The organism is Streptomyces sp. WAC00040 (assembly GCF_056835925.1).
Genome location: NZ_JAKQZE010000001.1, coordinates 1,807,781 through 1,834,163, shown reverse-complemented (window position 1 = coordinate 1,834,163; position 26,383 = coordinate 1,807,781). Strand labels below are relative to the sequence as shown.

The following is a 26,383-nucleotide window of genomic DNA, read 5'->3' as shown; positions in this document are numbered from 1 at the left end:
CTCAGTTCCCCCCGGTACCCGGCTGTTGCTGGGCGGCCCGCTCCTCGGGCGACGGACCGAACGTGTCGTCCACGGCCCGGTCGAACGCCTCCTGGTCCACGCCCAGCATCTCGTTCAGGATCTGCGACTGGCGCCCGCCGTTGCCCTCCGTCAACACCGCCCGCCCGGTGTCCTTCCAGGTCTGCGCGGCGTCCTCGCCCGCACGCTGGAAGGATTCCTGGCTCCAGTCGGGGTTCAGGTAGTCGGGTGTGAGCACATCGCCCCAGTTCTGCTTGACGATGTCCTCCTCGGAGGCGTGCGGATTGCCGACGGCCGCGTTCACCGCGATCTTGAAGGTGCCCTGGAGGTACTGGTCCTCCTCCCAGACCATCCCGGCGGCGAGTCCGAGCGTCGCGGCGATGGTGTTGGCGTCCTGGATCAACGCCCGCACGCCCCATTCCCAGCGCTCGCAGTAGTCCTCGAAGTCCACCGACAGACCGTGGTGCCCGGCCTCCATGCCGGTCATCGCCAGGTCCGAGAAGCCCTTGCCGAGGACGGCCCCGGTCCCGGTGCCGACCTCCCGCAGCTCGGCGATCGCCGACCGCAGGCCCTCGGTGATCTGCCGTACGCTCTCCGGACCGACCCGCAGGTCCTGTGCCCCGCCGCCCATCAGGCGGCCCCCTCCGCGGCGGGCGCGTCGACCGCGACGGCGTCGGGCACGATGCCCACCGCCGGCGGGAAGAGCATCGCCCCGTCCGGGTCGGCGACGTCGACGGCCACCCCGGCCGGCACGCCCATGGCCGGAACGATCTCGTCGAGCAGCCGTGCCCCGCGCATTTCGGCGAACTCCCAGGACCGGCCCGTCTCCTGGCCGTCCCCCGCGTCACGGGCGCGTGCGAACCGGGCGAGCGCCTCCTCGCTGGTGAAGGCGCAGATCCAGCGCACCCCGCCGAGCGGCGCCGTCCACAGGCCGCCCGCGTCGACAGGGACGAGAACCAGTGCGCGCCGCAACTCGCCCACCATGGCCATCGGATCGCCGGAACCGTCCCGCCGCTCGGCGATCCGCTCCGCGAGTGCCGTGCCGTCGCCCATCCGAAGCTCCTTCCAGCCGCCAGGTGTCTTCCCGTCCCGTGTACGCAGGACACCACGCAGTCCTGAGGCCGGGCGGTTCCCCGGGACGCTCGCCGCCGGTGCGAGTACGCAGATCGGCCTCCGGGCCGGCCACACCGGGAACACCGCGAGGCCGGCTTCCTTCACGCTGAACGGAGCAGCCTGCTCCACCGGTTGACGCTTTCGGTGCCGTCTCCGCCTGCGGAGCCCGGGCCGCCGGGGCCGGGACGCCACCGGACGCGTCGACCCGTGGTCCCGTGCGGGTCAGCGGCCGGCGGTCCAGCGCTGGTCGCTGTCCCCGTCGGCCGGATCGAAGTCGAGGGTGCCGCCGCCGGAGTCCCCGAGTGGTTCGAGCGCGAAGTCCGGCGCGATCCGGGGGCGGACGACTCCGGCGGAGTCGACGATGAACAGCAGGTTGAGACCGTTCCTGCCGCTGACGGAGGAGCAGGACCAGATGCCCACACCGCGGTCCGTGGCACCACGCGAGTCCAGGCAGTAGTCCGGGTCGGCGCTGCTGCGCAGAAGGCCGATGGACTCCAGCTTCCACTGCTGGCTCGGGGTGCCGTCGCACGGGGCGGTGAGGACGTCGGTGCGGTCCTGCATGACACCGCCGTCGATGTCCAGGCACAGCCCGGAGGCAGCGTTGACGACCTGGGTGTATCCGCTGCCGGCGGCGATGGGCACCGGCCGGGGCGGCGTGCTCTTCGACGGGGCGGGCGGCCGGGGCTTCGGCGCCGGTGCCGCCGTCGTGGGTGCCGCGGTGGTGCGGCTCGGTGACGCCGAGGGCTTCTTCGACGGGGAAGGCGACGGCGCGGCGGTCGCCGAGGGCGCGGCAGTGGGGAGGACGGCGGGCGGCCGTGCCTCCCAGCGCGAGGGTTCCTCCGCGCCGGCACGGGCGTGGTCCTCTCCGGAGGCCTGGTCCCCGGACCCCGTCGCCAGCAGGGTTCCGATCACGACGGCCGCCACCACAACGGCGACGAGCACGGCGGGCCGGGACGGCCGCCGCCCACCGTGGCCCGCCGTCCCCTCGCCCGGTCTTTGACGACCTGCGGCGGCGTGCGGCACGGGCAACGCGGCCCTTGCGCTCTCCCACCGTTCGATCGTGGCGGGTTCGGCGGCGTACCGGGCCCGTACGGGGCCACCGGCCGCGTAGGCCGCGCCGCCCCACCGCAGCAGGCCCTCGGCGAGCACGGCCCGCGGGCCGGCCGCCATCCGGCTCAGTTCCTCGGTCAGCCGGGCACAGCCGGGACACTCGGCGAGATGAAGGGCCAGGTCGTTGCTGCGTCGCCCGTCCCCCGGCTGCGACGCCGCCTCGATGATGCGGCGGAAGCCCTGGCACTTCCTGCTGCCGCTGTCCTCCAGATACGCCTGGATGTAGGCGCGCCTCAGCGCGTCCAGTGCCTTGCCCCGCAGTTCGGGGACCATGGCCGGGCTCAATCCGACAAATGTGGCGACCGTGGTGTCCGGCTCGTCGTCGACCATCGCGTACCAGAGGATGCCCCTCGTCTGTTCGGGCAGCCGCTGGAAGCCGGTCAGCATGGGAGACGTCGCCCGGAGCCGGGGTCGTGGGGAGTCCGGCGGATACGGCGGCGCGACGTCGGTGTTGTCGTCGAGCCACGCGGCGAAGCCGGGCTCGAGCCGGGCGCGGCGGCTGCCCGCCGCCCAGGTGAGCCCGATCCGCTGAAGCACCATCAGCAGATGCCTGCCCCAGCATCCTTCGGGGCCGATGCCCCGGCATGCCTCCTGGGTGGCGAGGTCGAATGCCTGTACCGCCAGCTGGTTGCCGGCAAGGGTGTTGCGACCGCAGAGCATGGCGTAGCCGCGGAGGGCCGGCATGTGGCGGCGTCTGAGTTCCTGGACGGCGGGATACGCGGACGGGGCGCCGGCGCGGATGCGTTCGGTGAGTTCCCCGTCGGGCAGAGCGGTGCAGCCGGCGTTGTCGGCCGCCATCTCCACAACGGCCTTCTGGAGCTTCGGCTTCGACACCCTCTTGACTCCTCGTTCAGTCACGATGCGGCACATCCGCCCGTCCGTGACCGGAGGGGCTCCCGTGTTACTGGCCGGAAACAGGACCCCATAGTGGAGCAGGGCCACCCGCCTGGAAAGTGTTCCCGCAGGTAACAACAGAGCCTGAACGGGCCTGTCTTCGTGCCTTTCTGCCGGGCGTCCCCGGCCCTGTCGCACGAGCGGAGAGAGCGGAGGACGGTCCCACGGATCCGCCGCGCCACGAACGCGGCCCTCGTCGGCGCCCCCGCGGCACCCCCGTGGCGCGATAGACCGGCCCGCGGCACGGGCAGGCATCAGCCCATGCCCATGTTGGTCGGAACCTCCGGATGGCAGTACAAGGACTGGCGCGGCATCCTCTATCAGCCCGGCCTCCCGCAGCGGCTGTGGCTCGAGGAGTACGCCGCGCGATTCGCCACCGTGGAGAACAACAACGCCTTCTACCGGCTCCCCACCACCGAGATCTTCACATCGTGGCGTGAGCGGACGCCGGACGGGTTCGTCATGGCGGTCAAGGCGAGCCGCTACCTGACCCACCTGAAGCGGCTCCGGGAGCCCGCGGAGCCGGTGCACCGGCTGCTGGACCGGACAGCGGGCCTCGGCGACCGGATGGGTCCGGTGCTGCTGCAACTGCCACCGAACTTCCAGGCGGACACCGACGCGCTGGACGCCTGTCTGAAGTGCTTCCCCCGCACCGTCCGCGTGGCCGTGGAACTCCGGCATGCCTCGTGGTGGGCGGCGGAGCCCCGGCTGCGTACGGTGCTGGAACGGCACGGCGCCGCCCTGTGCTGGGCGGACCGCGGATCCCGCCCCGTGACACCGCTGTGGCGGACGGCGTCATGGGGCTACGTACGCTTCCACGCCGGCCTCGCCCAGCCGCCGCCGCGCTACGGCCGCGCAGCGCTGAAGTCCTGGGCCGTACGCGTCACCGACGCCTGGTCCGACGAGGACGACGTGTACGTGTACTTCAACAACGATCCCGGCGGGGCCGCCGTCCTGGACGCGGCACAGTTCGCGCGGGCCGCCACCGCGCTGGGCCGGACCGTGAGCCGTACGCCGGGGGACCCCTGACCCCGGCCGCACGGACGGCGGGCCACCCCTTTGGGCCAGGGGCCGCGTGCGCCGTTCGGCCGTGCCCGGATGGCGGCGGGCCGAAGGACCGGCCGATCGTGGGCGACGACGGCAAGCGAGCATCGTGGGCGACGACGGCAGGCGGGCGAGCGGGGAGGCACACGGATGGCGGACGACCGCACGGCACGCCGCCCGGGGCGGGGACGGCTGAGGCTGGCCGCCCTCTGCGGAGGCATCCTCATGACCGTGGGGTACTTCCTCCTACCCCTGGAGGAGCTCGGCCCCGACCGCCCCGCCGTCAGCTGGACCCTCTTCACCCTGGTACTGGTGTCGATCGCCCTGCTGCTTCTCTTCCAGGTCAGGGACGTGCTCACCGAGCGGCCCAGCACCCGCCCGGGCATCGCCATCCCGCTGCTGATGTGCCTTTCCGTGCTCGTCTTCTCCGGCGCGTACCACACCCTCGCCAGGGAACCGGGCGAGTTCACCGGCCTGCACACCCGTATGGACGCCCTGTACTTCACCGTCGTCACCCTCGCGACGGTCGGCTACGGCGACATCCACCCACGCGGTCAGAGCGCCCGCCTGGTGACGATCCTGCAGATCCTCTACACCTTCGTCTTCCTCACAGCCGCGGCCACCGCCCTCTCCCGCTGGCTCCACGCCCGGCTCACCGACCGCGCGCAGGAGGCCCGCAGGACCACCGGCTCGGGCACCGACCCGGACTGACCTGGCGCGTGCAACGAGAACCGGCCCACGAGTACGGCGGGACCCGCGCGCAGGCGGCGGGGCGTCAGGTCAGCGTGATGAACAGGCCCAGCGTCAGTACGGCGATCCCGCAGCCGTACAGCGCCGTCGTCACGTGGCGCGCCTCCGCGGACGGGTCGGCGCCGCCGGCGCGGGCGAGGCCGACGGCGGATCTGAGCAACAGCGCGAGAGCAGCCACGCAGAACGCGGCCATCAAGGTGTCCGTCACGCGGCGACGATCTCACGGCCCGTCAGGTGCCGCATGTCGGGAGGGTCCGTCCTCGGGACCCCTGAGCTCGGCGAGGGTGTCCGTCAGCCACTTCGTCCAGAACGTCTCGAGTTCGATGCCGCCCCGCAGCACCACATGGCGCAGCCGGTCCTGCCTGGTCACCCGGCGCTCGGGCGGGAAGTCGCGCTGCTCGAACGCCAGGTAATCGTCCAACTGGGCCCGGTGGAGCTCCAGGTGGCGTACGAGCTCCGCCTCCATGTCCGCGCCACCCACCACCGCCGCCGCACGCAGCCGCAGCAGCAGTGGGTCACGGATCTGCCGGGGGTCCTCGGGGCGGGTCACCCAGCTCGTCAGTTCCTCCAGGCCGGCGGGCAGGACCTCGTACTCCTTCTTCTGCCCGCGGGCCGGCTGCTCGGTGGGCAGCGCCCGGATGTGTCCGGCCTGCTCGAGCTTGCCCAGCTCCCGGTAGATCTGCTGGTGGGTCGCCGACCAGAAGTAGCCGATCGACCGGTCGAACCGGCGGGTCAGCTCCAGACCGGACGAGGGCTTCTCCAGCAGGGCGGTGAGGATGGCGTGCGGCAGGGACATGGCCGCATCGTAGGACTCGCCCCGCCGCGGCCCGTCACACGCCCGGCCCCGCGCGGGGCCGGGCGGCGGGACCGGCGTCCCGGCGGACGCGGGCCCCCTCCGGCGGGCGTCAGCCCGCCCAGACCTCCGCGTCGTCGGCCGGGACGGTGGTGGCCAGGCCGAGCTCCTTGCGCGCGGCGACCGTCCCGTTCGGGTCGAGGCCGGTGAAGGCCGGGTCGTAGGAAACGTAGAACGCGTCGGCGTCGGCGGCGTTCGCGGCCTTCTTCCAGTGCCCGGCGGTCTTCTCCAACTGCGCGCGCAGCTTGCCGGTCTCCACGCCCTTGATGTCCTTCATGCCCGCGATGTGCGTGTCGAGGGCGGCGGCAACGGCCTTGGCCTGCGCCTTGTAGCCGGCGAGGTCGTCCTCGACGGTCTCCGCTTCGGGCTGGGTCGTCCACAGCGCGTCGTAGACCGCGTTGGCGCCCTTGAGGTAAGCGGTCTGCTCCGGCTTCGACGCCTCGGGGCCGGCCTTCAGCGAGCCGGTGAGCTTGCCCGTCTCCTGGGTGTAGCTGCAGCTCACGGAGCGGTCGCCGGTCGCCCAGCTCTCGCTGGTCGGCGTGTAGTAGAAGATCTCCACGCCCTTGGGCAGCGCCCAGGTGTCCGGCGAGAACTTCTGGGCCTCCGCCGGGCAGCGCTCGTCGGCGATCGCCCAGATCGCGTCGTTGCCGGGGAAGGTCTTGCCTTCGTCGAGCGTGAACTCGCCGACGACCTCCGCCTGGTGCGGCTCGGCGCACGGAACGACCTCGATGGCGACCGCTTCACCCTCGGTGGCCTTGCCGTTCGGGTTGTAGCAGTCCCCCGGGTTGAGCGAGAACACGGACCGCTGCCGGGCCACCTTCTTCGCCCCGTCCTTGGCGCCGTCGACGACTTCCGAGCACCCCACCGCGCCTACGGCGAGCAGAGCGACGGCGGCGGACATACCGCGCAGGGACCGGGACAGGGAGCGGACTGCCATGACGCGTACATCCTCTTACGAAAGTCTTATAAATGTCGTGCGCATGGTATGCCACCCCTGTGACCGGCTCGTGAGCGCGGGCCGGACGGCCGGAAGGGACCCGAGCGGGTCGCCTCCCGGCCGGACACCGAGGCCGGGGGCAGCGCCGGCGTCCCGCCGCCCGGCCGGGATCACCCGTCAGAGGGTGGCGGCCAGCCGGGTGCCCTGGTCGATGGCGCGCTTCGCGTCCAACTCGGCTGCCACGTCCGCCCCACCGATGAGGTGCACGGTCCGGCCGGCCGCGGCGAGCTCGTCGTACAGTCCGCGCTGCGGCTCCTGGCCGGTGCAGAGCACGACCGTGTCGACGGGCAGCACGGACGCGGTGCCGTCGACGGTCAGGTGCAGGCCCTCGTCGTCGATCCGCTCGTAGGTGGCGCCCGCCGTCATCGTCACGCCGCGGTGCTTGAGCTCCGTGCGGTGAATCCAGCCCGTCGTCTTCCCGAGACCGGCACCGACCTTGCTGGTCTTGCGCTGGAGGAGGTGCACGGCCCGCGGCGGGGCCGGGCGCACGGGCTCGGTCAGCCCGCCACGGGCCGCGTAACCGGTGTCGACGCCCCACTGACGGAAATACGTCTCCGGGTCCTGGCTCGCGCCCTCGCCGCCGTCGGTGAGGAACTCCGCGACGTCGAAGCCGATCCCGCCGGCGCCGATGACGGCGACGCGCTCACCGACCGCGGCACCGTCACGCAGCACGTCGAGGTAGCTGACGACGCTCGGGTGGTCGACGCCGTCGATCTCGGGGGTGCGCGGTGTGACGCCGGTGGCGACGACGACCTCGTCGAAGTCGGCGGCCGGGAGGTCGCCGGCGCCGACGCGGGTACCGAGACGCAGGCGGACACCGCGCTCCGCGAGCTGGGTGCGGAAATAGCGGAGGGTCTCGTCGAACTCCTCCTTGCCCGGGACCCGCTTGGCGATGTTCAGCTGGCCGCCGATCTCGTCCGCGGCGTCGAAGAGGGTCACCTCGTGGCCTCGCTCGGCGGCGGAGACGGCGCAGGCCAGACCGGCGGGACCGGCGCCGACGACGGCGATGCGCTTCTTCAGCCGGGTGGGCGCGAGGACCAGTTCGGTCTCGTGGCAGGCGCGCGGGTTCACCAGACACGAGGTGATCTTGAGGTTGAACGTGTGGTCCAGGCAGGCCTGGTTGCAGCCGATGCAGGTGTTGATCGCGTCGGCGCGCCCGGCCCGTGCCTTGGCGACGAACTCGGGGTCCGCGAGGAAGGGGCGGGCCAGGGACACCATGTCGGCGCGCCCGTCGGCGAGCAACTCCTCCGCGACCTCGGGGGTGTTGATCCGGTTGCTCGTCACCAGCGGCACCGAGACGGCACCCATCAGCTTCTTGGTCACCCAGCTGTAAGCGCCGCGCGGCACGGACGTCGCGATGGTGGGGATGCGGGCCTCGTGCCAGCCGATGCCGGTGTTGATGATCGTGGCGCCCGCCGCCTCGATCTCCTTGGCGAGCGTCACTACCTCTTCGAGAGAGGAGCCGCCGGGCACCAGGTCGAGCATGGAGAGCCGGTAGATCAGGATGAAGTCGGTGCCGACCGCTTCACGCGTCCGGCGGACGATCTCCAGGGGCAGCCGGATGCGGTTCTCGTAGCTGCCGCCCCAGCGGTCGGTGCGGTGGTTGGTGGCGCTCGCGATGAACTCGTTGATGAAGTAGCCCTCGGAGCCCATGATCTCGACGCCGTCGTAGCCCGCCGACTTGGCGAGGGTGGCCGCCCTGACGAAGTCCTCGATGGTCTCCTCGACCTCGGCGTCGGTCAGGGCGTGCGGGACGAAGGGGCTGATGGGCGCCTGGATCGCGCTGGGCGCGACCAGGTCCTGGTGGTAGGCGTACCGGCCGAAGTGGAGGATCTGCATGGCGATCCGGCCGCCCTCGGCGTGCACGGCCTCGGTGACGATGCGGTGCTGCGCGGCCTCTTCGTCGGTGGTCATCCTGGCCCCGCCCTCGTACGGACGGCCGCGGTCGTTGGGCGATATGCCACCGGTGACGATGAGGCCGACACCGCCGCGGGCACGCTCCGCGTAGAAGGCGGCCATGCGCTCGAAGCCGCGCTCCGCCTCTTCGAGGCCGACGTGCATGGATCCCATCAGGACGCGGTTGGGCAGGGTGGTGAACCCGAGGTCGAGCGGGCTCAGCAGATGCGGGTACGGCGTCGGCCCGGCCGTGGTGGTGCTGGTGCTCGTGCTCATCGGTCCTCCTCGCGCGGGGTGTCGACTGAATGTTTAGCCGCCCCCGGGCCCTTTTGCAACAAAGTGCAAAATGACTCGCGCCACAGAGCGCCCGCACGGTCGAATGAACTCACTAATCATCCAAACGGGTGATTTTGCCCATAAGGCCCCTTCCGGACCTCTACCGTGGCGTCGTGGCGGGATGGCAGCACGTGAGCGCACTGGGGGTCGCGGCGATTCTCGGAACACACGGGGCGGGGATCGTTGCCGCCGCGTCCGGGAACGCCGGCGGATCAGGGCACGCCGACGTATCGGCGACCGCATCCGATCATGAGCCCGGGCCGGAGCACAGCACAGAGGATCCGACCCTGTCGGTGTCGGTGGCGTTACCGGGGCTGATCGGCGTCGGAGTGTCGGTGACCATCGGCGGGGACTGCCCGCCCGGGCCCACGCCGACGCCGCCTGCGCCGACACCCCCGCCCACTCCGTCGCCGGCGCCCGAGCCCCCGCAGACGCCCGCCCCTTCGCCGCCGCCCGCACCCGCGCCGACGCCCTCGCCTCCCCCGGCACCGACACCGTCGCCGTCCGCCGAACCGCCTGCCCCGCCCGTGGTGCGGACCGAGGCGCCCGCGGCGCCGGCCCCACCGGCGCCTTCCGAACCGCCGGCCCCCGCCCCACCCGCCGCGGCCCCCGCGCCGCCGGCCCGCGCGAAGGCCGTGGCCATCCGCACATACCGGCCCGCGACCGGGGGAGTGGAGCCCGCCGACGGGACGCCCCTCACGATCCTGATGCTGGTCACCACCACTCCGGCCGTGCTCGCCGCGGCCCTGCTGCGCCCCCGCTCGCAGTCCGCCGCCAACCGGCGCGGCCGGGCCTGACCCTCGCCCCGCCCTCCCAGACCTCACCTCACCACCGGAGACCCCCATGTCCGAATGGCTGGTCCTGGCCATCGTGATGGCCGCCGCCTGCGCCGTCGTCCTCGTCGTCACCCTCCTCAGCCAGCGCACACGCGACGCCGCGGCGGAGACCGGCATCGAGGAGCGGGAGGCCCCGGAGACACCTGATGTGCTCGAGTACATGGTGATGATGGTCGGCGTCGTGTACGCGATCGTGCTCGGCCTCGCCATCGCCGGCGTCTGGGAAGCTCGCGGCGCGGCGCAGGACGCAGTCCGCACGGAGGCACAGGCGCTGCACGAGGTCACCCAGCGCGCCCAGGTCTATCCGGCCGACTTCCGCGACCGGCTCCGGGAGGACATCGACGTCTATGTCGCGGAGGTCGTCGAGACCGAGTGGCCCCGGATGATCGACCACAAGGAGCTGTCGCCCCGCGGCACCGAGTTGCTGGCGGCCGTGCGCTCCGAAGTAGCGGAGCGCGAGCCGAAGAACGAGCTGGAGGCCCAGGCCTATCAGCCGATGCTCGACCAGGTCGCGGCCGCGGAGGACGCGCGCAACGCCCGTGCGTCGGGTGCCGAGGAGACGCTGCCGGGCATCGTTTGGTTCGGCCTGATCAGCGGGGCCGCCGTCACGATCGGACTGATCTTCACGATGCAGATCGGCCGCACGTTCCGGGAGTTGCTGCTCGCGGGTCTCTTCAGCGCATTGATCGCGTTCCTCCTCTTCCTCGTCTGGGACTTCGACGCACCGTTCGGCCGGTCGGGCTCCGAGTCGGCGGACGCCTTCCGCCAGCTGTTCCCTGGCGCCGTCGGCCCGAGCTGAGGCCCGCGGGCCGGTGGGGACGGCGGTGGTCCGGCGCGGCCGGAATAGCCGCCGGGGTGTCACGGTTGAGCGATATAGTTAGTTCAACGTTCAACCAACCCCGAGAGGTGAACCCGTCATGCAGTTCGGCATCTTCACGGTCGGCGACGTCACGCCGGACCCGACCACCGGCCGTACGCCGAGCGAGCACGAGCGGATCAAGGCGACGGTCGCCATCGCCCGCAAGGCGGAAGAGGTCGGTCTCGACGTCTTCGCGACCGGCGAGCACCACAACCCGCCGTTCGTCCCCTCCTCACCGACCACCCTGCTCGGGCACGTCGCCGCCCTGACCGAGCGGATCATGCTCTCCACGTCGACCACGCTGATCACCACCAACGACCCGGTGAAGATCGCCGAGGACTACGCGTACCTCCAGCACATCGCGGACGGCCGCGTCGACCTGATGATGGGCCGCGGCAACACCGGCCCGGTCTATCCGTGGTTCGGCAAGGACATCCGCCAAGGCATCCCCCTGGCCATGGAGAACTACGCGCTCCTCCACAGGCTGTGGAGGGAGGACGTCGTCGACTGGGAGGGCAGGTTCCGTACGCCCCTCCAGGGCTTCACCGCGACCCCGCGCCCGCTCGACGGCGTCCCGCCCTTCGTCTGGCACGGCTCGATCCGCTCCCCCGAGATCGCCGAGCAGGCCGCGTACTACGGCGACGGTTTCTTCCACAACAACATCTTCTGGCCCATGTCCCACACCAAGAAGATGGTCGGGCTGTACCGGCAGCGGTTCGCGCACCACGGCCACGGCACCCCCGAGCAGGCCATCGTCGGGCTGGGCGGCCAGGTGTTCATGCGCAGGAACTCGCAGGACGCGGTGCGCGAGTTCCGGCCGTACTTCGACAACGCGCCCGTCTACGGCCACGGGCCGTCCCTGGAGGACTTCACCGAGCAGACACCACTGACCGTCGGCTCCCCGCAGCAGGTCATCGAGCGCACGCTCGGCTTCCGCGACGCGGTCGGCGACTACCAGCGACAGCTGTTCCTGATGGACCACGCGGGGCTCCCGCTGAAGACCGTCCTCGAGCAGCTCGACATCCTCGGCGAGGAGGTCGTGCCGGTGCTGCGCGAGGAGTTCGCCAAGCTGCGGCCGGCCGGAGTCCCGAAGACCGCCCCGCAGCACCCCGCCGTCCTCGGCCGGAACACGAAGGAGACGTCATGACGCAGACATCAGGCCCCGTGAACCTCGTCGTCGTATCGGCCGGGCTGGGCGTCCCGTCCTCCAGCCGGCTGCTTGCCGACCGGATCACCGAGTCCGTGCGCCGGGAACTCGCGGGCGGGCGCGAGGTGCGGGTGACGGTCGTCGAGCTGCGCGACCTCGCCGTGTCCATCGCCAACAACCTGGTGACGGGCTTCCCGGCGGAGCCGCTCGCCGACGCGATCGACGCGGTGACCGGCGCCGACGGGCTGATAGCCGTGACGCCCGTGTTCACCGCCTCGTACAGCGGACTGTTCAAGTCGTTCTTCGACCTGATCGAGCCCGACGCGCTCACCGGGAAGCCGGTGCTGATCGCGGCGACCGGCGGGACCGCAAGGCACTCGCTGGTGCTGGAGCATGCGCTGCGACCGCTGTTCGCCTACCTGCGGGCGCTCGTCGTGCCGACCGCCGTGTACGCGGCGTCCGAGGACTGGGGCGGCTCGGGCGATCCGATGACCGACACCCTGCCCGACCGGATCGCCCGCGCGGGCCGCGAGCTCGCCACTCTGATGGCCTCGCGAACCACCGGCGCACCGGACCACGCCACGGCAACAGCCGACCTGTTTGCATAGATTTACATAGGCTTGCACCGGTTACGGCCGGAAAGGCCATGGGCCAGGTGGCTATGGAGGTGGCGGACATGACGGACACGACCGGCGCGGCGGGCAGGATCGTCGTGGGCGTCGACGGCTCGGAGCCGTCGATCAGGGCCCTGCGATGGGCCGTACGGCAGGCCGGGATGACAGGGGACTCCCTGGAGGCCGTCATCAGCTGGGAGTACCCCGCCGCCGGCTGGGCCTCGATGGTCGCCGCCGTCCCGGCCGACTTCGACCCTCAGGCGCTGGCGGCCAAGGTGCTCGACGACACCCTCGAGCAGACACTCGGCGCCGAGGCCGCCGCGGCCGTGACCCGCACCGTCCTGATCGGCAGTGCGGCGCAGGCCCTTATGGACAGGTCGGCGGGCGCCTCGCTGCTGGTCGTCGGCGAACGGGGCTACAGCGGCTTCAAGGCGACGCTGCTCGGCTCCGTCGGCCTGCACCTCGCCCAGCACGCGCCCTGCCCGGTCGTCGTCGTACGCGGCGAGAGCGACTGACGCACCTTCCGCTTGACGGCGACGCCCCCGGCCTCTTCACGGGTCAGGGGCGACGCCGTTGCGGCAGGCGGGGTCACTTGCGGTTGTAGAGGCGCATCGTGACCGTGCCGAAGACGACCACGAGCACGGCCGACCAGCCGAGCGACCAGGCGATGTCCGCCGCCGGCCAGTTGCCCGCCATCAGCTCACGCACCGCGGTGGAGACATGGGTCACGGGGCTGTTGTTGACGAAGGCCTGGAGCCAGCCGGGCATCGTCCGCGGGTCGACGAACACGTTGCTCAGGAACGTCATCGGGAAGATGACCATCATGCTGACGCCCATCACCGACTTCTCGGTGCGCAGCAGCAGACCGAACATCGTCCAGATCCACGAGAACGCGAACGAGAAGACCATCAGCACCGCGATACCGAGGACGATGCCGACCGGCCCGCCGTCGGGGCGGTACCCGATCATCAGCCCGACGGCCAGCATCACGACGGATGCGATCAGATAGCGGACCACGTCGCCGAGCAGATAGCCGACCATCGGCGCGGGCCGCCAGATCGGCAGCGTACGGAACCGGTCGAAGACGCCCTTGGAGATGTCGTTGTTGACGGCGACACCCGTGTACATCGTGATCATCACGACGCTCATGGTCAGGATGCCGGGCAGCAGGAACTGGATGTACGCGTCGACGGAGCCGGCGATCGCGCCTCCGAAGAGGTACGTGTACATCAGCACCATCATGATCGGGAACGCCGTCACGTCGAACAGCTGCTCCGGCACATGCTTGATCTTGAGCATGGCGCGCCAGCCGAACGTCAGCGACGCCGACCACGCACCGGGCCTCGGGGGCCGCTCCGCGGCCACCAGCAGCGAGGCGAGGTCCTCCGCCTTCGGTGCTTCGAATTCCAGCTCGCCGGGGTCCTTGGTGGTGGTCGCGGTGCTCATGCGGCGTCCCCCTTCTTGTCGGTCAGGGCGAGGAAGACCTCGTCCAGGCTGGGTTGTCCCAGCGCGAAGTTGTCCACGGTGATGCCCGAGCGGGCGAGCTCGGCCAGCGCGTGCGCCGCCTGCTCCGCCGCTCCGCGTTCGGTGGACCGGCCGTCGACCCGGGCGGTGAGGGCGACCGGATCGGCGTCGAGCAGCACCTCCGCGCCCAGCGCCTCCGCCAGCACCCGCTCGGCCCTTGGCCGCTGGTCGGCATCGCGCAGCCGCAGGTGCACGGCCCCCGACCCGACGGAGGCCTTCAGCTCGCCCTTCGTTCCCTCGGCGATGACCTTGCCGTGGTCGATCACGGCGATGCGCGACGCGAGGTGGTCGGCCTCGTCGAGGTACTGCGTCGTGAGCAGCACCGTCGTCCCCTGGGAGACGACGGCCCGCACGATGTCCCAGACCTGGTTGCGGCTGCGCGGGTCGAGGCCGGTGGTGGGCTCGTCCAGGAAGAGCAGGTCCGGGGTGTTGAGGATGGACGCGGCGATGTCGATGCGGCGCCGCATGCCTCCCGAGTAGTTCTTCACCTGCTTGCCGGCCGCCTCGCGCAGACCGAACGCCTCCAGCAGCTGGGCAGCCCGGTCCCTGGCGGCCGGCTTGGCGTGGCCGAGCAGCCGCGCGAGCAGCACCAGGTTCTCCGTGCCCGTCAGGTCCTCGTCGACGGAGGCGTACTGGCCGGTGAGGCTCACCCGGCTGCGGACGGCGTCGGCGTCCTTCTGCACGTCCTTGCCGAAGACGCGGGCCTCGCCACCGTCCGGTCGCAGCAGGGTGGCGAGCATCCGCACCGTGGTCGTCTTGCCGGCGCCGTTCGGTCCGAGAACCCCGTAGACCGTGCCGGCCGGCACCCGGAGGTCGACGCCGTCCACGGCGCGGTTGTCGCCGAAGACCTTCACCAGTCCGGTGGTCTCGATTGCCAGGTCACTCATCGTCAAGTCCTTCGGTCCTTTGGTGCCCGTGCAGTAGAGACGCCGCGGGATGCCGGAAGTCATCGGTCGGGCGGAAGATCGCGGCCGACCCGTCAGCGCGACGCCCACGGCGGCCGCCTGTGACGGTCGCGGCAGGACGCCGGCCCCGGCGGCATCGCTTCGGCGGGCCGTCGTTGACGGCCCGCCGATCGAGGTTTCTGCCCGTGACTCAGCCTGTCTCACTCGCGCGTGTAGTAGAAGTAGAAGGTCATGGCGGCCACACCCGCCCCGACCGCCACGCCGATCCCCGCGGCCCGCAGGACGCTCCCTCCGGCGAGACTGGTCAGGAATCCGACCGTCGCCGCGGTCAGGGCCCCGTAGGCCAGGGCCCGCAGTTCACGGGGCAGCGCGTGCTGGACGCGCATCAGCGCGAACAACAGCACGGCGATGACGACCGCGGTGATCACTCCGAGGACCCACTGGCCCCCGGTCGCCACGCCGTCGTTCTGGGCCCGCTTGATGAACGCCGCCCAGATTCCGAGGAGAAGTCCCACGGTGACGGGCACCGCCCAGGCGGTGGGACTGTGGTGCTGTCGTTCTGAAGTCCGGCGCCGGCGGTGCGGCATCGCTGCGTGTGCGGCCATGGCGGAACGCTCCTTCCCTCTTCCCCCGCGCCCTTTCAGGGCACACCCGTGGGCGGCCGCGGGCAAGTCCTGGGAGGACCTGACCGGGACCGGCGCTCCGTGTCGGGGGCATCCGCAACGAACCTGCGGAAACGGGCGTCTCATGTCCCAGGGGCCACACGTTCCCGTACGCACAGGCTCGGAGGCCGGTTTGGACAGGGCGACCTGGGAGAGCACGGAGGAGGACGGGGCACGGACCCCGTACGGCACGGCCGGCTCCGGCGCACGGCGCACCGCGGGACGGCTCGCCGCGCTGCTGCTCCTCGCTCCCACCGCCGTCGCCGCCTGCCGCGCCGCGGACACGGACGGTGTCACGCCCGTCCCGCAACTGCTCGCGTTCCTGCCGTGGCTGCTGCTGCCCGCCGGCGCCGCCCTGCTCCTCGCTCTGCCTGCGCGCAGCCGTCTCCTCGCGGGCTGGGCGGTCGCGGTGCTCGCGGTCACGGGGTGGTTCGTCAGGCCCTACGACACCGGACTGACCGAGAAGCCGCCCGGTCCCGTCGTCGCCCGCCTCGACGTGCTGACCTCGAACGTCGAGTTCGGGCAGGCCACCGGGGCACTGGTGGCCACGCTGCGCCGCGAGCGGCCGGACATCGTCTTCGTCCAGGAATGCGACCACGCGTGCGCCGACGCCCTGGAGGCGGACGTGCCGCGTGCCGACTACCCGTACCGTCAGGTCGTGGCGGACTTCTCCGCCGCCGGTTCCGCGATCCTCAGCAGGCATCCGCTGCGGGCCTCCCCCGGTGTCGACAGCACGCTCGCCATGCCGGGGGCCGTCGTCGACGTCGCCGGGCGTGAGGTCGGCCTCCAGCTCGCGCATCCCCTGCCGCCGGTCCCTGACGCCGTGGACGACTGGCGCCGGGAACTGGGACTGCTTCGGGACCACGCGGCCCGCGCGAAGGGCTCGCCGACCGTCGTGGCGGGCGATTTCAACGCGGGCCAGGACCACGCCGCGTTCCGCCGCATCCTGCGGGCGGGCGGGCTGAGCGACAGCGCCACCCTCGCCGGCGCCGCCCGCACGCCCTCCTGGCCGGCAGCGCTGCCCCGCCCGCTGGGCACGCAGATCGACCATGTGCTGGTGAGCGACGACTTCTCGGTGCGCCGTGCCCGCTTCCTGGACCTCCCGGACACCGACCACCGCTCGCTCCTCGTCGAACTCGAACTGCACGACGTGCGCTGACCGCCGGCGCGAGCGAAAGTGGGTACGTGGTGCGGGACGGCGGGGGCCCCGGTCAGGAGGCACCGGACGGGCGCCTCGAGCCGTGACCGTGTGACCGCTCACCGCCGAGGACGGCACACCGGGCACCCCGCACGACGGACCACGGAGCGGACGCCATGGACCACGAGCAGAAGAACGAGCAGGTCGATGAGCAGATCATCGACGACATCGGGAACCTCGTCGCCGAGGAGCGGGCGCTGCGCGACCGCTCCACCGACCAGCGCGGCCTCGGTCCCGACGAACAGGCCCGGCTGCGCCAGCTGGAGATCCGGCTCGACCAGTGTTGGGACCTGCTGCGCCGGCGTCGCGCGAAGGCCGAGTTCGGTGAGGACCCCGGCACGGTGCGGGAGCGGCCCGCCGAAGAGGTCGAGAACTACCGCAGCTGAGCACGGTCGCGGCAGCCCGGGCCGCGGTGAAGCTTGCGCCCGGCGGCCCGTTCGGGGTCTCTTGAAGCCATGGGACGACGCGAGGACGGCAACGGCGGCCGCACGGGGCGCCTGACGCCGCCGGACTGGCTGATGCACAGTCTGCGGCCCGCGTCCGTGCCCGTCCCCAAGGCCGCTGTCGGTCGCGCCGCCGTCGCCCTCGCCGCGCCACTGGCCGTCGGTCTGGCGACCGGCCGCCCCGAATACGGCGCGCTGGTGTCCATGGGCGCACTGGCCGGCGTCATCGGCGACACCGCCGATGCCTACCGGATGCGCCTGCTGAACATCGCCGTCCCGCAGTTCTTCGGAGCGGTCGGCGTGACCCTCGGCATCCTCGTCCACGGGGAGGGATGGGTCGCGGTCGGTGCGCTCACCCTGGTCGCGCTCGTCTCCGGCATGATCTCCTCCATCGGTGCGGTGGCCTCCGTGTCCGGGCTGCTGCTCCTGCTCAACGCGGTGGTGGGAGCAGGGCTGCCGATGCCGGCGCCCTGGTGGAAGGCGCCGCTCCTGCTGACGCTCGGCGGGCTGTTCGTCCTCGTACTGACCCTGCTGGCCTGGCCGGTGCGTGCCCGGGTCCCGGAGCAGGCGGCGGTCGCCGCGACCTACCGCAGCGTCGCCGCGCTGCTGGCCGCCGCGGGCACCACCGAGTACGACGCCCGCCGTCAGGACGTCACCCAGTCGCTCAACACCTCGTACGACCTCGTCCTGGCCAGGCGTGCCCGCGACCACGGCCGGCGGGGCGGGCTGGTCCGGCTGCTCGCCCAGCTCAATGTGATCGTCCCGCTCGTCGAGGCTGCGGCCGCGGCGCACCTTTACGGGCGTGCCTCCCGGCGGCCCGAGATCGCGGCGGCGGTAAGCGAGTTGGCCCAATCGGTGGAGCAGGGACGCACCACCGCGCCCGAGTTCGTGCTGCCCGAGCCCGAAGGCCCGGCCGACCGTGCCGTGAACAGCGCCCTGCGCCACGCGTCGGCAGTCGTCCACCGGACCGACCCCGACCCCGCGGGCGTGGACGACCGCCTGGGCCGGCCGGCGGCGCTCGGCGTCAGGGCGCGTCTGGCGGCCCGCAACGTACTGCTGTCGGAGTCCTCTTGGCGCTACGGACTGCGGCTCGCGCTCTGCATCGGGCTGGCGCAGACACTGGTGTCGCTGGTCCCGGTCACACGTTCCTACTGGGTGGCCCTCACGGTCACGTTCGTCCTGAAACCGGACTTCGGTTCGGTGTTCTCCCGCGCCGTGCTGCGCGCGGTCGGCACGGCCGCCGGTCTCCTCGTCGCGGCCGCCGTGCTGGCGGCGGTGGAACGCGGCTGGTGGGACGTGCCCGTGATGATGGTTCTCGCGGCGCTGATCCCGGCGTTCTCCGTCAAGGGCTACGCCTTCCAGACCGCGGCGATCACCCCGGTGATCCTCATGCTGTCGGACATCCTCGACCACGAGGGCTTCCATCTGGTGCTGCCGCGTCTGGTGGACAGCCTCATCGGGTGCGCCATCGTGCTGGTCGCCGGCTATCTGATGTGGCCGGAGAGCTGGCACACCCGGATCGGCGACCGGCTCGCGCAGTGCGTGGAGGACACGGCGCACTATGTGGCGTCCGCGTTCCGCGGCACGGACCACACGGAGCGGGCGCACGCCCGGCGGCGGATCTACCGCGACCTGTCCTCCGTGCGTTCCGAGTTCCAGCGGGCCCTGACGGAGCCGCCGCCGACCGGCGCGCGGGCCGCCGCCTGGTGGCCGCTGGTCGTCGCCGCCGAGCGGGTCGTGGACGCCACGACAGCGGCACGGGTCCGCGTCGACCACGGCGCCGACCCGCCCGACGCCGCCGAGGTCACCGACATCGAGCGGCAGCTGCGCGAGCTGGCTGACGGGCTGCGGTCGAGCGAGGTACTGGTCGAGGTGCGGGCGGATCTGCCGGGCGACGAGGAGGGTGTGCTGGCGCCGCTGCGCCAGGAGGTGCGGGCGGCGCGGGCGATCGCGTCACCCGCGCCGAGGTCGTGACGGCGCTCCGCCGCCGCGTGCTCCCCGCCGGACCGGTCAGCCCTTGTGCCGGGCGCCGTGGAGCCGCTCCAGCTCGCGCCGGTCGCGCTTGGTCGGACGGCCGGCCCCGCGGTCACGTACCGCCGCCGGGGCGGCGAACTCCTTGGGCGGGGGCGGCGGGCTGTTGTCCACGTACGCCTCCGCCGCGACCGGCGGGCCCACCCGCTTCCGCAGGATCTTCGAGACGACCACAAGACGCTCGCGCCCGGCGTGGAACAGCCGTACCTGGTCCCCGACGCGCAGCGCCTGGGCGGGCTTGACGCGCTCGCCGTTGACACGCACATGGCCGGCGCGGCAGGCGGCGGACGCCTGCGAGCGGGTCTTGGTGAGCCGTACGGACCAGATCCACACGTCGACGCGTACGGTCCCCTCGCCTGACGTGGACGCTCCCTGTGCAGCCATGTCCCGACTCTACGACCCGCGGCCGCTCCGCGGCACGGACCCGTACGGACCGGCGCGGACCCCGTCCGCCCCCCTGCGGACGGGAGCGGACCCCGCCCCCTCACCCGTACGCACACATCCGACTACGATGCGCACGATCCCCGGAACGGAGCCTTCCCTCCGTACGGGCGACCCCTTTCTGATGCGCCGGCACCTACCGCGCGGCACAAGGGCTTTCGGAGACTTCCATGCGCAGCAGCTCCGGCAGAGGGCTCCGGCCCAATGTCCTCGGGACGTTCGACACCATCGTGATGGCCGTGGCGGGCAGTGCCCCCGCCTATTCGATCGCGGCCACCACGGCGGTGCTCGTCGCCACGGTCGGACTCGCCGGTCCCGCGGCGCTGCTGTACTGCGCGATCCCCATGCTCGGCATCGTCCTCGCCTTCGGCAGGCTCGGCCGTATCGACGTCAACGCGGGCGCCGGTTACTCCTGGGTCGGGCGGACCCTCCACCCGTTCCTGGGATTCCTCTCCGGGTGGGCGCTGGTCGTCTCGACGACGATCTTCATGGTGGCGGGGTCGCTGCCCGCGGGCGCGATGACCCTGGCGCTCTTCGACCCGGATCTCGCCGACGACCGGTTCCTCGCGACGGCCGTGGGGGCGGCGTGGTTCCTGGCGATGCTGCTGATCGTGCTGGGCGGGGCGCGGCTGACGGTACGTGCCCAGCTGATCCTGACCGGCACGGAGCTGGCGATCCTGCTCTTCTTCGTCGGGGCCGCCCTTCTGCACGAGGGCGCCGCGACCGCCTTCGACTGGTCCTGGTTCGGCTTCTCGCACTTCGACGGGCCGGCCGGCTTCGCCTCCGGGGCGCTGATCGCCACGTTCTACTACTGGGGCTGGGACGTCACCAGCAACCTGAGCGAGGAGACCCGGAACAGCCGCCGCACCGCCGGGCTGGCCGCGGTCGTCGGTGTCGGGATCGTCTTCCTGCTGTTCGAGGCGTTCACGATCGCCGTCAACGTGGTCCTGACGCCCGGCGAGATCCAGGCGGCCGGAGCGAACGTGCCGGCCGTGCTCGGGGCCGCCGTCTGGCCCGGTGTCGGCGGAAAGCTGCTGGTCCTGGCGGTGCTGTTGTCGACGGTCGCCACCCTGGAGACCACCCTGATCCAGGTCACCCGCTCGCTGTTCGCGATGGGCCGCGACCGGACGATGCCTGCGGCGCTGGGCCTGGTCCACCGCCGCTGGAACACGCCTTGGGCGGCAGTGACGGTCGTCGGCCTGGTCGCCCTCGCCATGTTCGCGGCCTCCACGGCACTCGGCTCCGTCGCCGACGTGGTCGCCGCGGCGGTCGCCGCGATAGGCCTCCAGATCGCCTTCTACTACGGGCTCGCCGGGATCGCCGCCGTCGTCGCCTACCGCAGGATGCTGCTGGTGTCCGTGCGCGAGTTCGTGCTCGGCGGCGTCTGGCCTCTGCTGGGCGCGCTGTTCATGCTGTGGATCTTCTTCGAGTCACTCGGGGAGCTGAGCGGCGCCTCGGTCGCGATCGGTCTCGGCGGTATCGCCTCGGGAATCGTCCCGATGGTCCTCTACTGGCGGCGGGGCAGCGCGTACTACCGGCCGGCCAGGCTGGACGCGGCCCGTGCCGTCGCCGGGGACGGCACCGGTGACCGCGGCCCCCACCGCGGTGACTACGCCGACAAGGCGCTGGCCACGGACTTCTGAACACCACCGGGACCGCAGAGGGCCCGTCGCACGAACACACCGCAGAGGGGAGTGACGCAGATGGCCGTACGCCGCCGCTTCGTACCCGACTTCGATCCCGCCTTCGGGGACCGCCCCCTCACCGACGCTCTGCACGACATCGTCATCGGCCGCTGGCAGGGCGTCCGCGACCTGCTGCACGCCACCGGCGACGACTGGCCGCTGCGCACCCACCGGATACGGCTGCTCGCCCACGCCGCTGCCGGCTCCTCCGCGGCCGAGATATGGCTGGCCGCGGAACCGGACCGCCCCGACGCCGCGGTCCTCGGCGCCGCCACGGATGTCGTCCGCGCGTTCCAGCGGGTGATCGCCACCGGCCGCGGCGGAGCCGACCGCGCACGGCTCGACGCCGCGGTACGGGCCTGCCTCACCGCCGCCGACGCCCACCCCGCCGACCCGATGCCGTGGGTGTCGCTGCTGACGGTGGCCCGGCTATACGAGGACGGGGTCCCCCGCCGTGAACTGCGCGGCTGGTGGGACGAGCTGCGCCGGCGCGACCCTTACAACGTCGAGGGCCATGTGCAGCTGCTGCGCTACCACTCGGCCCGCTGGCACGGCACGCACGGCCGGATGTACGACTTCGCCCGCGACGCGGCCGGCGCGTCACCGCCCGGCTCACCGCTGCCGGTGCTGGTGCAGATCGCCCGCGCGGAGGAGTACCGGTACGTCGCCGACGCCGCGCAGGGCCGGGTCGTGCGCGGATTCGACCAGCATTGGAAGCACGAGCTTGCGATCAGGGAGATCCGCCGCACCTGGGAGCGGTGGGTTCTGTGGCGTACGGACGGGCCCGTCGCGCCCGAGGAGATCGGGGAGCTGAACTACCTCACGCACGCCGCATGCCTCGCGGGACTGCGGCAGGAGGCGGGCGGGCTGTTCCAGCTGCTCGGCGCCAGGGCGGCGTATCTCCCGTGGGCGTACACGGGCGACGCCGCCGAACAGTTCACGAGGTGGCGCACGCAGACGGGCGCCACCTCGTGAACGCGCTGCCGGGTCAGACGCCGATGTCCCCGCCGTCCTTGCGGTAGACGGCGACGACCGACGGACGGACCAGCTTGCCCGGTCCGTCGGGCCAGGTGCTCGCGGGCTTCTCGACGGACGCGCCGTCGACCTCGCCCGGGTGCTGCACCGCCACCAGGACACGACGGTCCTGGATGACCGGCCCGCAGGTCTCCGCACCGACCGGCACGGTCAGGAACTGCTTCAGTTCACCACGGCGCTCGCCCTGTGTCGCCACGCCGAAGAGACCGTCGTGGGTGCCGAGCGCGTTGCCGTCCGTGGAGAGCCACAGGTTCCCGTGCGCGTCGAACGCCACGTTGTCCGGGCAGGAGATGGGGCTGACCCTGTCCTTCGGGAAACCGGCGAAGTAGGTCGCCGGATCGTTCGGGTCGCCGGCGACCAGGAAGAGACGCCAGGCGAAGCCGTCCGACGCCGGGTCGTCCCAGTGCTCGGCCAGCTCGAGGACCTGGCCGTGCTTGTTGCCGTTGCGCGGGTTGGCCTCGTCCGCGCTAGCCTTGCCGGCGGCGCCGCGGTCCTTGTTGTTGGTGAGAGCCACGTACACCCGGCCGGAGCGGGGGCTCGGCTCGACGTCCTCGGGGCGGTCCATCTTCGTCGCGCCGACCTTGTCACCGGCGAGACGGGTGAAGACGTACACCTCCTCGGCGGTCATACCGGGCACGTGCGACACGTCGCCCGTCGCGAGCGGGATCCACACGCCGGAACCGTCGAACTCGCCGTCGTTCGGGAGCTTGCCGGTGCCGTCGATCTCGGCGGCCGGGCTGTCGCCGGTCAGCTTGGCGACGTACAGGGTGCCCTCGTCCAGGAGCGTGCGGTTGTGCTCGCGCGCGGCGCGGCCGCCGCCCTTCTTCATCCGCTTGGAGGAGACGAACTTGTAGAAGTAGTCGAAGCGCTCGTCGTCGCCCATGTAGACGACGGGCCGGCCGTCGGCGGTGAGCCGGGGCTGCGCGGCCTCGTGCTTGAACCGGCCCAGCGCGGTGCGCTTGGCGGGCGTGAAGTCCGGGTCGAACGGGTCGAGTTCGACGACCCACCCGTGGCGGTGGACCTCGTTGGGCTCCTGCTTGAGGTCGAAACGCCTGTCGAAACGCTCCCACTTGCGCTCCGTGGCCCCGGAGCCGATGCCGTAGCGCTTGTCCGTCGCGCTCGAACCGTTCGCGAAGTACTGGTTGAAGTTCTCCTCGCCGTGGAGGGTGGTGCCCCACGGGGTGGTGCCGCCGGCGCAGTTGTTGAGCGTGCCGAGCACCTTGGTGCCCGACGGGTCGGCGGAGGTACGCAGCAGCGCGCCGCCGGCGGCCGGGCCTGTGACCTCGAACTCGCTCGTCGCGGTGAGACGTCGGTTGAGCGGGTGGCGGTTCACCGGAGTGAGCTTGCCGGAGCGGTGCTCCTCCTGGACCACCACGACCGACAGACCGTGCGCGGCCCACGCGATCTCGACCTGCTCGCGGGTCGGGTTCTCGGGGTCGTACCCCTTGAACATCAGCACCTCGTCCGTGTACTCGTGGTTCGCCACGAGGACCTGGCGGCCGCGCTCGCCCCGCAGTGGGAGCAGGCTGAGGAAGTCGTTGTTGTAGCCGAACTGGCCGGCCTGCGCCTTCGCCGACTGACGGTCGGGGTCGAAGGCGGGGGCGCCGCGGAGGATCGGCTCGCCCCAGCGGATGACAACACTCTGCGCGTAGCCCTCGGGGACGGTGACCTTGTCGTCCTTGTTGGGTGCGACGGGCGCGAAGCGCAGACCCCGGGCGCCGTCCACCTTGCCGGCGCCCGGCTTGTGGCCGGCGGCCTCCGCGGGAGTGGCCGACTGGACGACGGCCGAGCCGCCGGCCGCGGCGGCGACGGTCACCACCGCGGCGGCGCGCATCATCGAACGGCGCGACAGGGCGCTCGCTATGACGTCACCGACGTACTCGTTGTCGCTGGTGTTCGGGACCTCGTGGAAGCAGGCGTCGCCACAGCGGTAACGGCAAGTGAGGGCGGAACGTCCGCCCGCGTGCGGAGTGGTGGTCAACAGCGGCAGCAGTTTGCGCACTTCGTCCTCCTTCGGCGCACCTGCGCCGACATGGTGTCGGAATGATTCCGGCCATGACGTTAGAGGCGCTCACCTGCATGGCGGCGGACGCGAGATGAACGAAGGATGAATGGGGCACGGCCGGGGCCCGGTCGAGGTGTGTGGAACGGCCCGGCGGGTGCCCTCCCCGAAGCCGCGCCGGGCGGCCGCTAACCTTACGTGTCCGCCCTGCCTTGTTGCCCCGGGCCGGAGCGGACAGTCACCGCACCCAACTCATGTGAAAGGCCTCGCCCATGGGTATTCGGAGCATGCTGCGCAAGGTGTTCGGACGCGACCGCGATGAGCGTAACGAGTCGGCGGCACCCTCCGTTCCGGCCCAGAGCGAGCGCACGGAACCGGCCAAGGACACGTCCACCGCGACGGTCCCGTCGCAGCCCCCCACCGACCGGGCGGCAGACCTGGTCTCCGCCGCGTTCGACAACCCGGTGCCGCGCCCCCGCAAAACGTCGGTCCCGGCCCAGGCCACCTCGCCGGAGCCGAGCGTCTCCACCGACGAGGCGGAGCCGAAGCCCGCCGCCGAGGACGTGGCCGCCGAGGCCGAGGCCCCGGTGACCGAACCCGCGACCGAGAAGGCTCCAGAAACCGAGGCCGCTGCGGACAAGGCGGTCGTGGCCGATACCACCGAGGCCGACGTCGCAGAGGCCGTGGTCGAGGCGGCCGAGGACACGACCGCCGAGGCCGAAGCCCCGGTGACCGAACCCGCGACCGAGAAGGCTCCAGAAACCGAGGCCGCTGCGGACGAGGTCGCCGAGGACAAGGCCGTCGAGATCGACCCGCCGACTGCGGACACGGACGACTCCGCCCGCGAGGCGGTCGCCGAGGCCGAAGCATCCGAGGCCGTCACGGCCGAGGAGCCCGCCGCCGAGGCCGAAGCGTCCGAGACCGTCACGGCCGAGGAGCCCGCCGCCGAGCCCGTCGCGGCCGCTGACCCGGTCGTGACCGAGCCCGAGGCGGCCACGGAGGAACCCGAGGTCACCGCGGCCGACGAGCCCGCGGCGTCTGAAGAGCCCGTCGCCGCCGAGCCGGTCGCGGCCGAGGAGCCCGCCGCCGAGCCGGTCGCGGCCGAGGAGCCCGCCGCCGAGCCGGTCGCGGTCGACGAGCCCGCCGAAACCCCGGTCGCGGCCGAGGCCGAGGAGCCCGACGCCGCAGCCGCCCCCGTCACCGAAGCCGCGGAGGCCGACGAGGCCGAAGCCGCGGAGACCGAGCCCACCGTCGCCGCCGGGCGCGCCGCGATCGGGCTCGCGCGGGTCAAGGCACGGGCGCCGCAGCTGGTGGACGCGTACAAGGCCGCAGGCGCCGCCCTCAAGAAGGCGGAGCTCACCGGGGCGCGTGCCCGCGTGTACCTCGTGCTCGACCGGTCCGGATCCATGCGCCCGTTCTTCAAGGACGGCAGCGCCCAGCGTCTCGGCGAGCAGGCGCTCGCGCTCTCCGCGCACCTCGACGCCGACGCGACCGTCGACGTCGTGTTCTTCTCGACCGAGATCGACGGCACCGGCGAGCTCACCCTCGACTCCCACGAGGGCCGTGTGGACGAGCTGCACGCCGGGCTCGGCCGCATGGGCCGGACGAACTACCACCTCGCCGTCGAGGAGGTCCTCGCCCTGCACGCGAAGAAGAACACCGACGCCCCCGCGTTCGTGATCTTCCAGACCGACGGCGCCCCCGAGTCGAAGACCGCCGCCACCGCCGCGCTCGCGGCGACCGCCGGCAAGCCGGTGTTCTGGCAGTTCGTGGCGTTCGGTGAGCACGACGCCAAGGCGTTCGACTACCTGCGCAAGCTCCAGGTGGACAACGCCGCCTTCTTCCATGCCGGCCCGGCGCCCCTCGAGCTCCCGCACGCGGAGCTGTTCAAGGGCATCCTCGAGGTCTGGCGGCCGTGAGCACGACCCGGCGGTGACCCCCGGTGACGTCCGGGCGGACGCGGACAGCGTCCGCCCGGACGTACGGGGGC

Annotated in this window: 26 protein-coding genes; 13 read left to right on the top strand and 13 right to left on the bottom strand. The window is 72.1% G+C overall.

Going from position 1 to position 26,383, the window contains the following annotated elements; translation table 11 throughout:
- Position 1: 1 nt before the first annotated feature.
- The 3 genes from MDN94_RS08460 to MDN94_RS08450 form a co-directional block, all read right to left on the bottom strand.
- Positions 2 to 652 (bottom strand): hypothetical protein, encoded by a 651-nt coding sequence (locus MDN94_RS08460; protein WP_482727037.1) that lies wholly within the window; start codon positions 650 to 652, stop codon positions 2 to 4.
- Complete coding sequence (locus MDN94_RS08455; RefSeq protein WP_482725270.1) at positions 649 to 1,071, bottom strand: SseB family protein; 423 nt, start codon at positions 1,069 to 1,071, stop codon at positions 649 to 651. The genes MDN94_RS08460 and MDN94_RS08455 overlap by 4 nt, the downstream gene beginning before the upstream one ends.
- A gap of 282 nt (positions 1,072 to 1,353) precedes the next feature.
- Positions 1,354 to 3,075 carry a ricin-type beta-trefoil lectin domain protein gene (locus tag MDN94_RS08450; protein ID WP_482725269.1) on the bottom strand — a complete coding sequence of 574 codons (1,722 nt, stop codon included), beginning with the start codon at positions 3,073 to 3,075 and terminating at the stop codon, positions 1,354 to 1,356.
- 321 nt (positions 3,076 to 3,396) lie between these two features.
- Between MDN94_RS08450 and MDN94_RS08445 the strand changes: the two genes are divergently transcribed.
- Together MDN94_RS08445 and MDN94_RS08440 are read left to right on the top strand one after the other, a co-directional pair.
- On the top strand, positions 3,397 to 4,164 hold the full coding sequence (locus MDN94_RS08445) for a DUF72 domain-containing protein (protein ID WP_482725268.1): 768 nt from the start codon (positions 3,397 to 3,399) through the stop codon (positions 4,162 to 4,164).
- A gap of 165 nt (positions 4,165 to 4,329) precedes the next feature.
- On the top strand, positions 4,330 to 4,890 hold the full coding sequence (locus MDN94_RS08440; RefSeq protein ID WP_482725267.1) for a potassium channel family protein: 561 nt from the start codon (positions 4,330 to 4,332) through the stop codon (positions 4,888 to 4,890).
- A gap of 64 nt (positions 4,891 to 4,954) precedes the next feature.
- Here the strand turns inward: MDN94_RS08440 and MDN94_RS08435 are convergent, their stop codons facing one another.
- From MDN94_RS08435 to MDN94_RS08415, 5 genes are all read right to left on the bottom strand, one after another.
- Positions 4,955 to 5,137: a hypothetical protein gene (locus MDN94_RS08435; protein WP_482725266.1), complete on the bottom strand. Its 183-nt coding sequence runs from the start codon at positions 5,135 to 5,137 to the stop codon at positions 4,955 to 4,957.
- Between the two features lie 12 nt (positions 5,138 to 5,149).
- On the bottom strand, positions 5,150 to 5,725 hold the full coding sequence (locus MDN94_RS08430) for a PadR family transcriptional regulator (protein WP_482725265.1): 576 nt from the start codon (positions 5,723 to 5,725) through the stop codon (positions 5,150 to 5,152).
- A 109-nt stretch (positions 5,726 to 5,834) separates the two neighbouring features.
- Positions 5,835 to 6,719 carry a septum formation family protein gene (locus MDN94_RS08425; protein ID WP_482725264.1) on the bottom strand — a complete coding sequence of 295 codons (885 nt, stop codon included), beginning with the start codon at positions 6,717 to 6,719 and terminating at the stop codon, positions 5,835 to 5,837.
- Between the two features lie 177 nt (positions 6,720 to 6,896).
- A complete protein-coding gene (locus tag MDN94_RS08420) occupies positions 6,897 to 8,951 on the bottom strand; it encodes an FAD-dependent oxidoreductase (RefSeq protein ID WP_482725263.1) in 2,055 nt (684 codons plus the stop codon).
- Positions 8,952 to 9,258: 307 nt separating this feature from the next.
- A complete protein-coding gene (locus MDN94_RS08415) occupies positions 9,259 to 9,654 on the bottom strand; it encodes a hypothetical protein (protein WP_482725262.1) in 396 nt (131 codons plus the stop codon).
- Between MDN94_RS08415 and MDN94_RS08410 the strand changes: the two genes are divergently transcribed.
- The 5 genes from MDN94_RS08410 to MDN94_RS08390 all read left to right on the top strand — a co-directional run bounded on the left by MDN94_RS08410 (position 9,647) and on the right by MDN94_RS08390 (position 12,982).
- Positions 9,647 to 9,808 (top strand): hypothetical protein, encoded by a 162-nt coding sequence (locus tag MDN94_RS08410; RefSeq protein WP_482725261.1) that lies wholly within the window; start codon positions 9,647 to 9,649, stop codon positions 9,806 to 9,808. The two genes, MDN94_RS08415 and MDN94_RS08410, sit on opposite strands and share 8 nt — an antisense overlap.
- 46 nt (positions 9,809 to 9,854) lie before the next feature.
- Positions 9,855 to 10,646 (top strand): bestrophin-like domain, encoded by a 792-nt coding sequence (locus tag MDN94_RS08405; RefSeq protein ID WP_482725260.1) that lies wholly within the window; start codon positions 9,855 to 9,857, stop codon positions 10,644 to 10,646.
- Positions 10,647 to 10,764: 118 nt separating this feature from the next.
- Positions 10,765 to 11,853: an LLM class flavin-dependent oxidoreductase gene (locus MDN94_RS08400; RefSeq protein ID WP_482725259.1), complete on the top strand. Its 1,089-nt coding sequence runs from the start codon at positions 10,765 to 10,767 to the stop codon at positions 11,851 to 11,853.
- Positions 11,850 to 12,461: an FMN reductase gene (locus MDN94_RS08395; protein WP_482725258.1), complete on the top strand. Its 612-nt coding sequence runs from the start codon at positions 11,850 to 11,852 to the stop codon at positions 12,459 to 12,461. Before MDN94_RS08400 ends, MDN94_RS08395 begins: the two co-directional genes overlap by 4 nt.
- 68 nt (positions 12,462 to 12,529) lie before the next feature.
- Complete coding sequence (locus tag MDN94_RS08390) at positions 12,530 to 12,982, top strand: universal stress protein (RefSeq protein ID WP_482725257.1); 453 nt, start codon at positions 12,530 to 12,532, stop codon at positions 12,980 to 12,982.
- A 73-nt stretch (positions 12,983 to 13,055) separates the two neighbouring features.
- Here MDN94_RS08390 and MDN94_RS08385 read toward each other — a convergent pair whose 3' ends face one another.
- From MDN94_RS08385 to MDN94_RS08375, 3 genes are all read right to left on the bottom strand, one after another.
- A complete protein-coding gene (locus MDN94_RS08385) occupies positions 13,056 to 13,913 on the bottom strand; it encodes an ABC transporter permease (protein WP_482725256.1) in 858 nt (285 codons plus the stop codon).
- On the bottom strand, positions 13,910 to 14,878 hold the full coding sequence (locus MDN94_RS08380; protein ID WP_482725255.1) for an ATP-binding cassette domain-containing protein: 969 nt from the start codon (positions 14,876 to 14,878) through the stop codon (positions 13,910 to 13,912). The genes MDN94_RS08385 and MDN94_RS08380 overlap by 4 nt, the downstream gene beginning before the upstream one ends.
- Before the next feature lie 218 nt (positions 14,879 to 15,096).
- The gene (locus tag MDN94_RS08375) at positions 15,097 to 15,501 is read right to left on the bottom strand and encodes a hypothetical protein (protein ID WP_482725254.1); all 405 of its coding nucleotides are present in this window, start codon (positions 15,499 to 15,501) and stop codon (positions 15,097 to 15,099) included.
- 190 nt (positions 15,502 to 15,691) lie between these two features.
- Between MDN94_RS08375 and MDN94_RS08370 the strand changes: the two genes are divergently transcribed.
- The 3 genes from MDN94_RS08370 to MDN94_RS08360 all read left to right on the top strand — a co-directional run bounded on the left by MDN94_RS08370 (position 15,692) and on the right by MDN94_RS08360 (position 19,173).
- On the top strand, positions 15,692 to 16,717 hold the full coding sequence (locus tag MDN94_RS08370; RefSeq protein WP_482725253.1) for an endonuclease/exonuclease/phosphatase family protein: 1,026 nt from the start codon (positions 15,692 to 15,694) through the stop codon (positions 16,715 to 16,717).
- 155 nt (positions 16,718 to 16,872) lie between these two features.
- Positions 16,873 to 17,142: a DUF2630 family protein gene (locus MDN94_RS08365; protein ID WP_441263420.1), complete on the top strand. Its 270-nt coding sequence runs from the start codon at positions 16,873 to 16,875 to the stop codon at positions 17,140 to 17,142.
- A gap of 69 nt (positions 17,143 to 17,211) precedes the next feature.
- Positions 17,212 to 19,173, top strand: coding sequence for an FUSC family protein (locus MDN94_RS08360; protein WP_482725252.1), 1,962 nt, complete (start codon positions 17,212 to 17,214; stop codon positions 19,171 to 19,173).
- A 36-nt stretch (positions 19,174 to 19,209) separates the two neighbouring features.
- Here the strand turns inward: MDN94_RS08360 and MDN94_RS08355 are convergent, their stop codons facing one another.
- The gene (locus MDN94_RS08355) at positions 19,210 to 19,614 is read right to left on the bottom strand and encodes an RNA-binding S4 domain-containing protein (RefSeq protein WP_482725251.1); all 405 of its coding nucleotides are present in this window, start codon (positions 19,612 to 19,614) and stop codon (positions 19,210 to 19,212) included.
- Between the two features lie 227 nt (positions 19,615 to 19,841).
- Between MDN94_RS08355 and MDN94_RS08350 the strand changes: the two genes are divergently transcribed.
- A complete protein-coding gene (locus MDN94_RS08350) occupies positions 19,842 to 21,314 on the top strand; it encodes an APC family permease (protein ID WP_482725250.1) in 1,473 nt (490 codons plus the stop codon).
- 60 nt (positions 21,315 to 21,374) lie between these two features.
- Complete coding sequence (locus MDN94_RS08345; protein ID WP_482725249.1) at positions 21,375 to 22,331, top strand: hypothetical protein; 957 nt, start codon at positions 21,375 to 21,377, stop codon at positions 22,329 to 22,331.
- 13 nt (positions 22,332 to 22,344) lie between these two features.
- Here the strand turns inward: MDN94_RS08345 and MDN94_RS08340 are convergent, their stop codons facing one another.
- Positions 22,345 to 24,393, bottom strand: coding sequence for a PhoX family protein (locus tag MDN94_RS08340; protein ID WP_482725248.1), 2,049 nt, complete (start codon positions 24,391 to 24,393; stop codon positions 22,345 to 22,347).
- A gap of 272 nt (positions 24,394 to 24,665) precedes the next feature.
- Between MDN94_RS08340 and MDN94_RS08335 the strand changes: the two genes are divergently transcribed.
- Positions 24,666 to 26,312, top strand: coding sequence for a VWA domain-containing protein (locus MDN94_RS08335; RefSeq protein WP_482725247.1), 1,647 nt, complete (start codon positions 24,666 to 24,668; stop codon positions 26,310 to 26,312).
- Positions 26,313 to 26,383: the final 71 nt, after the last annotated feature.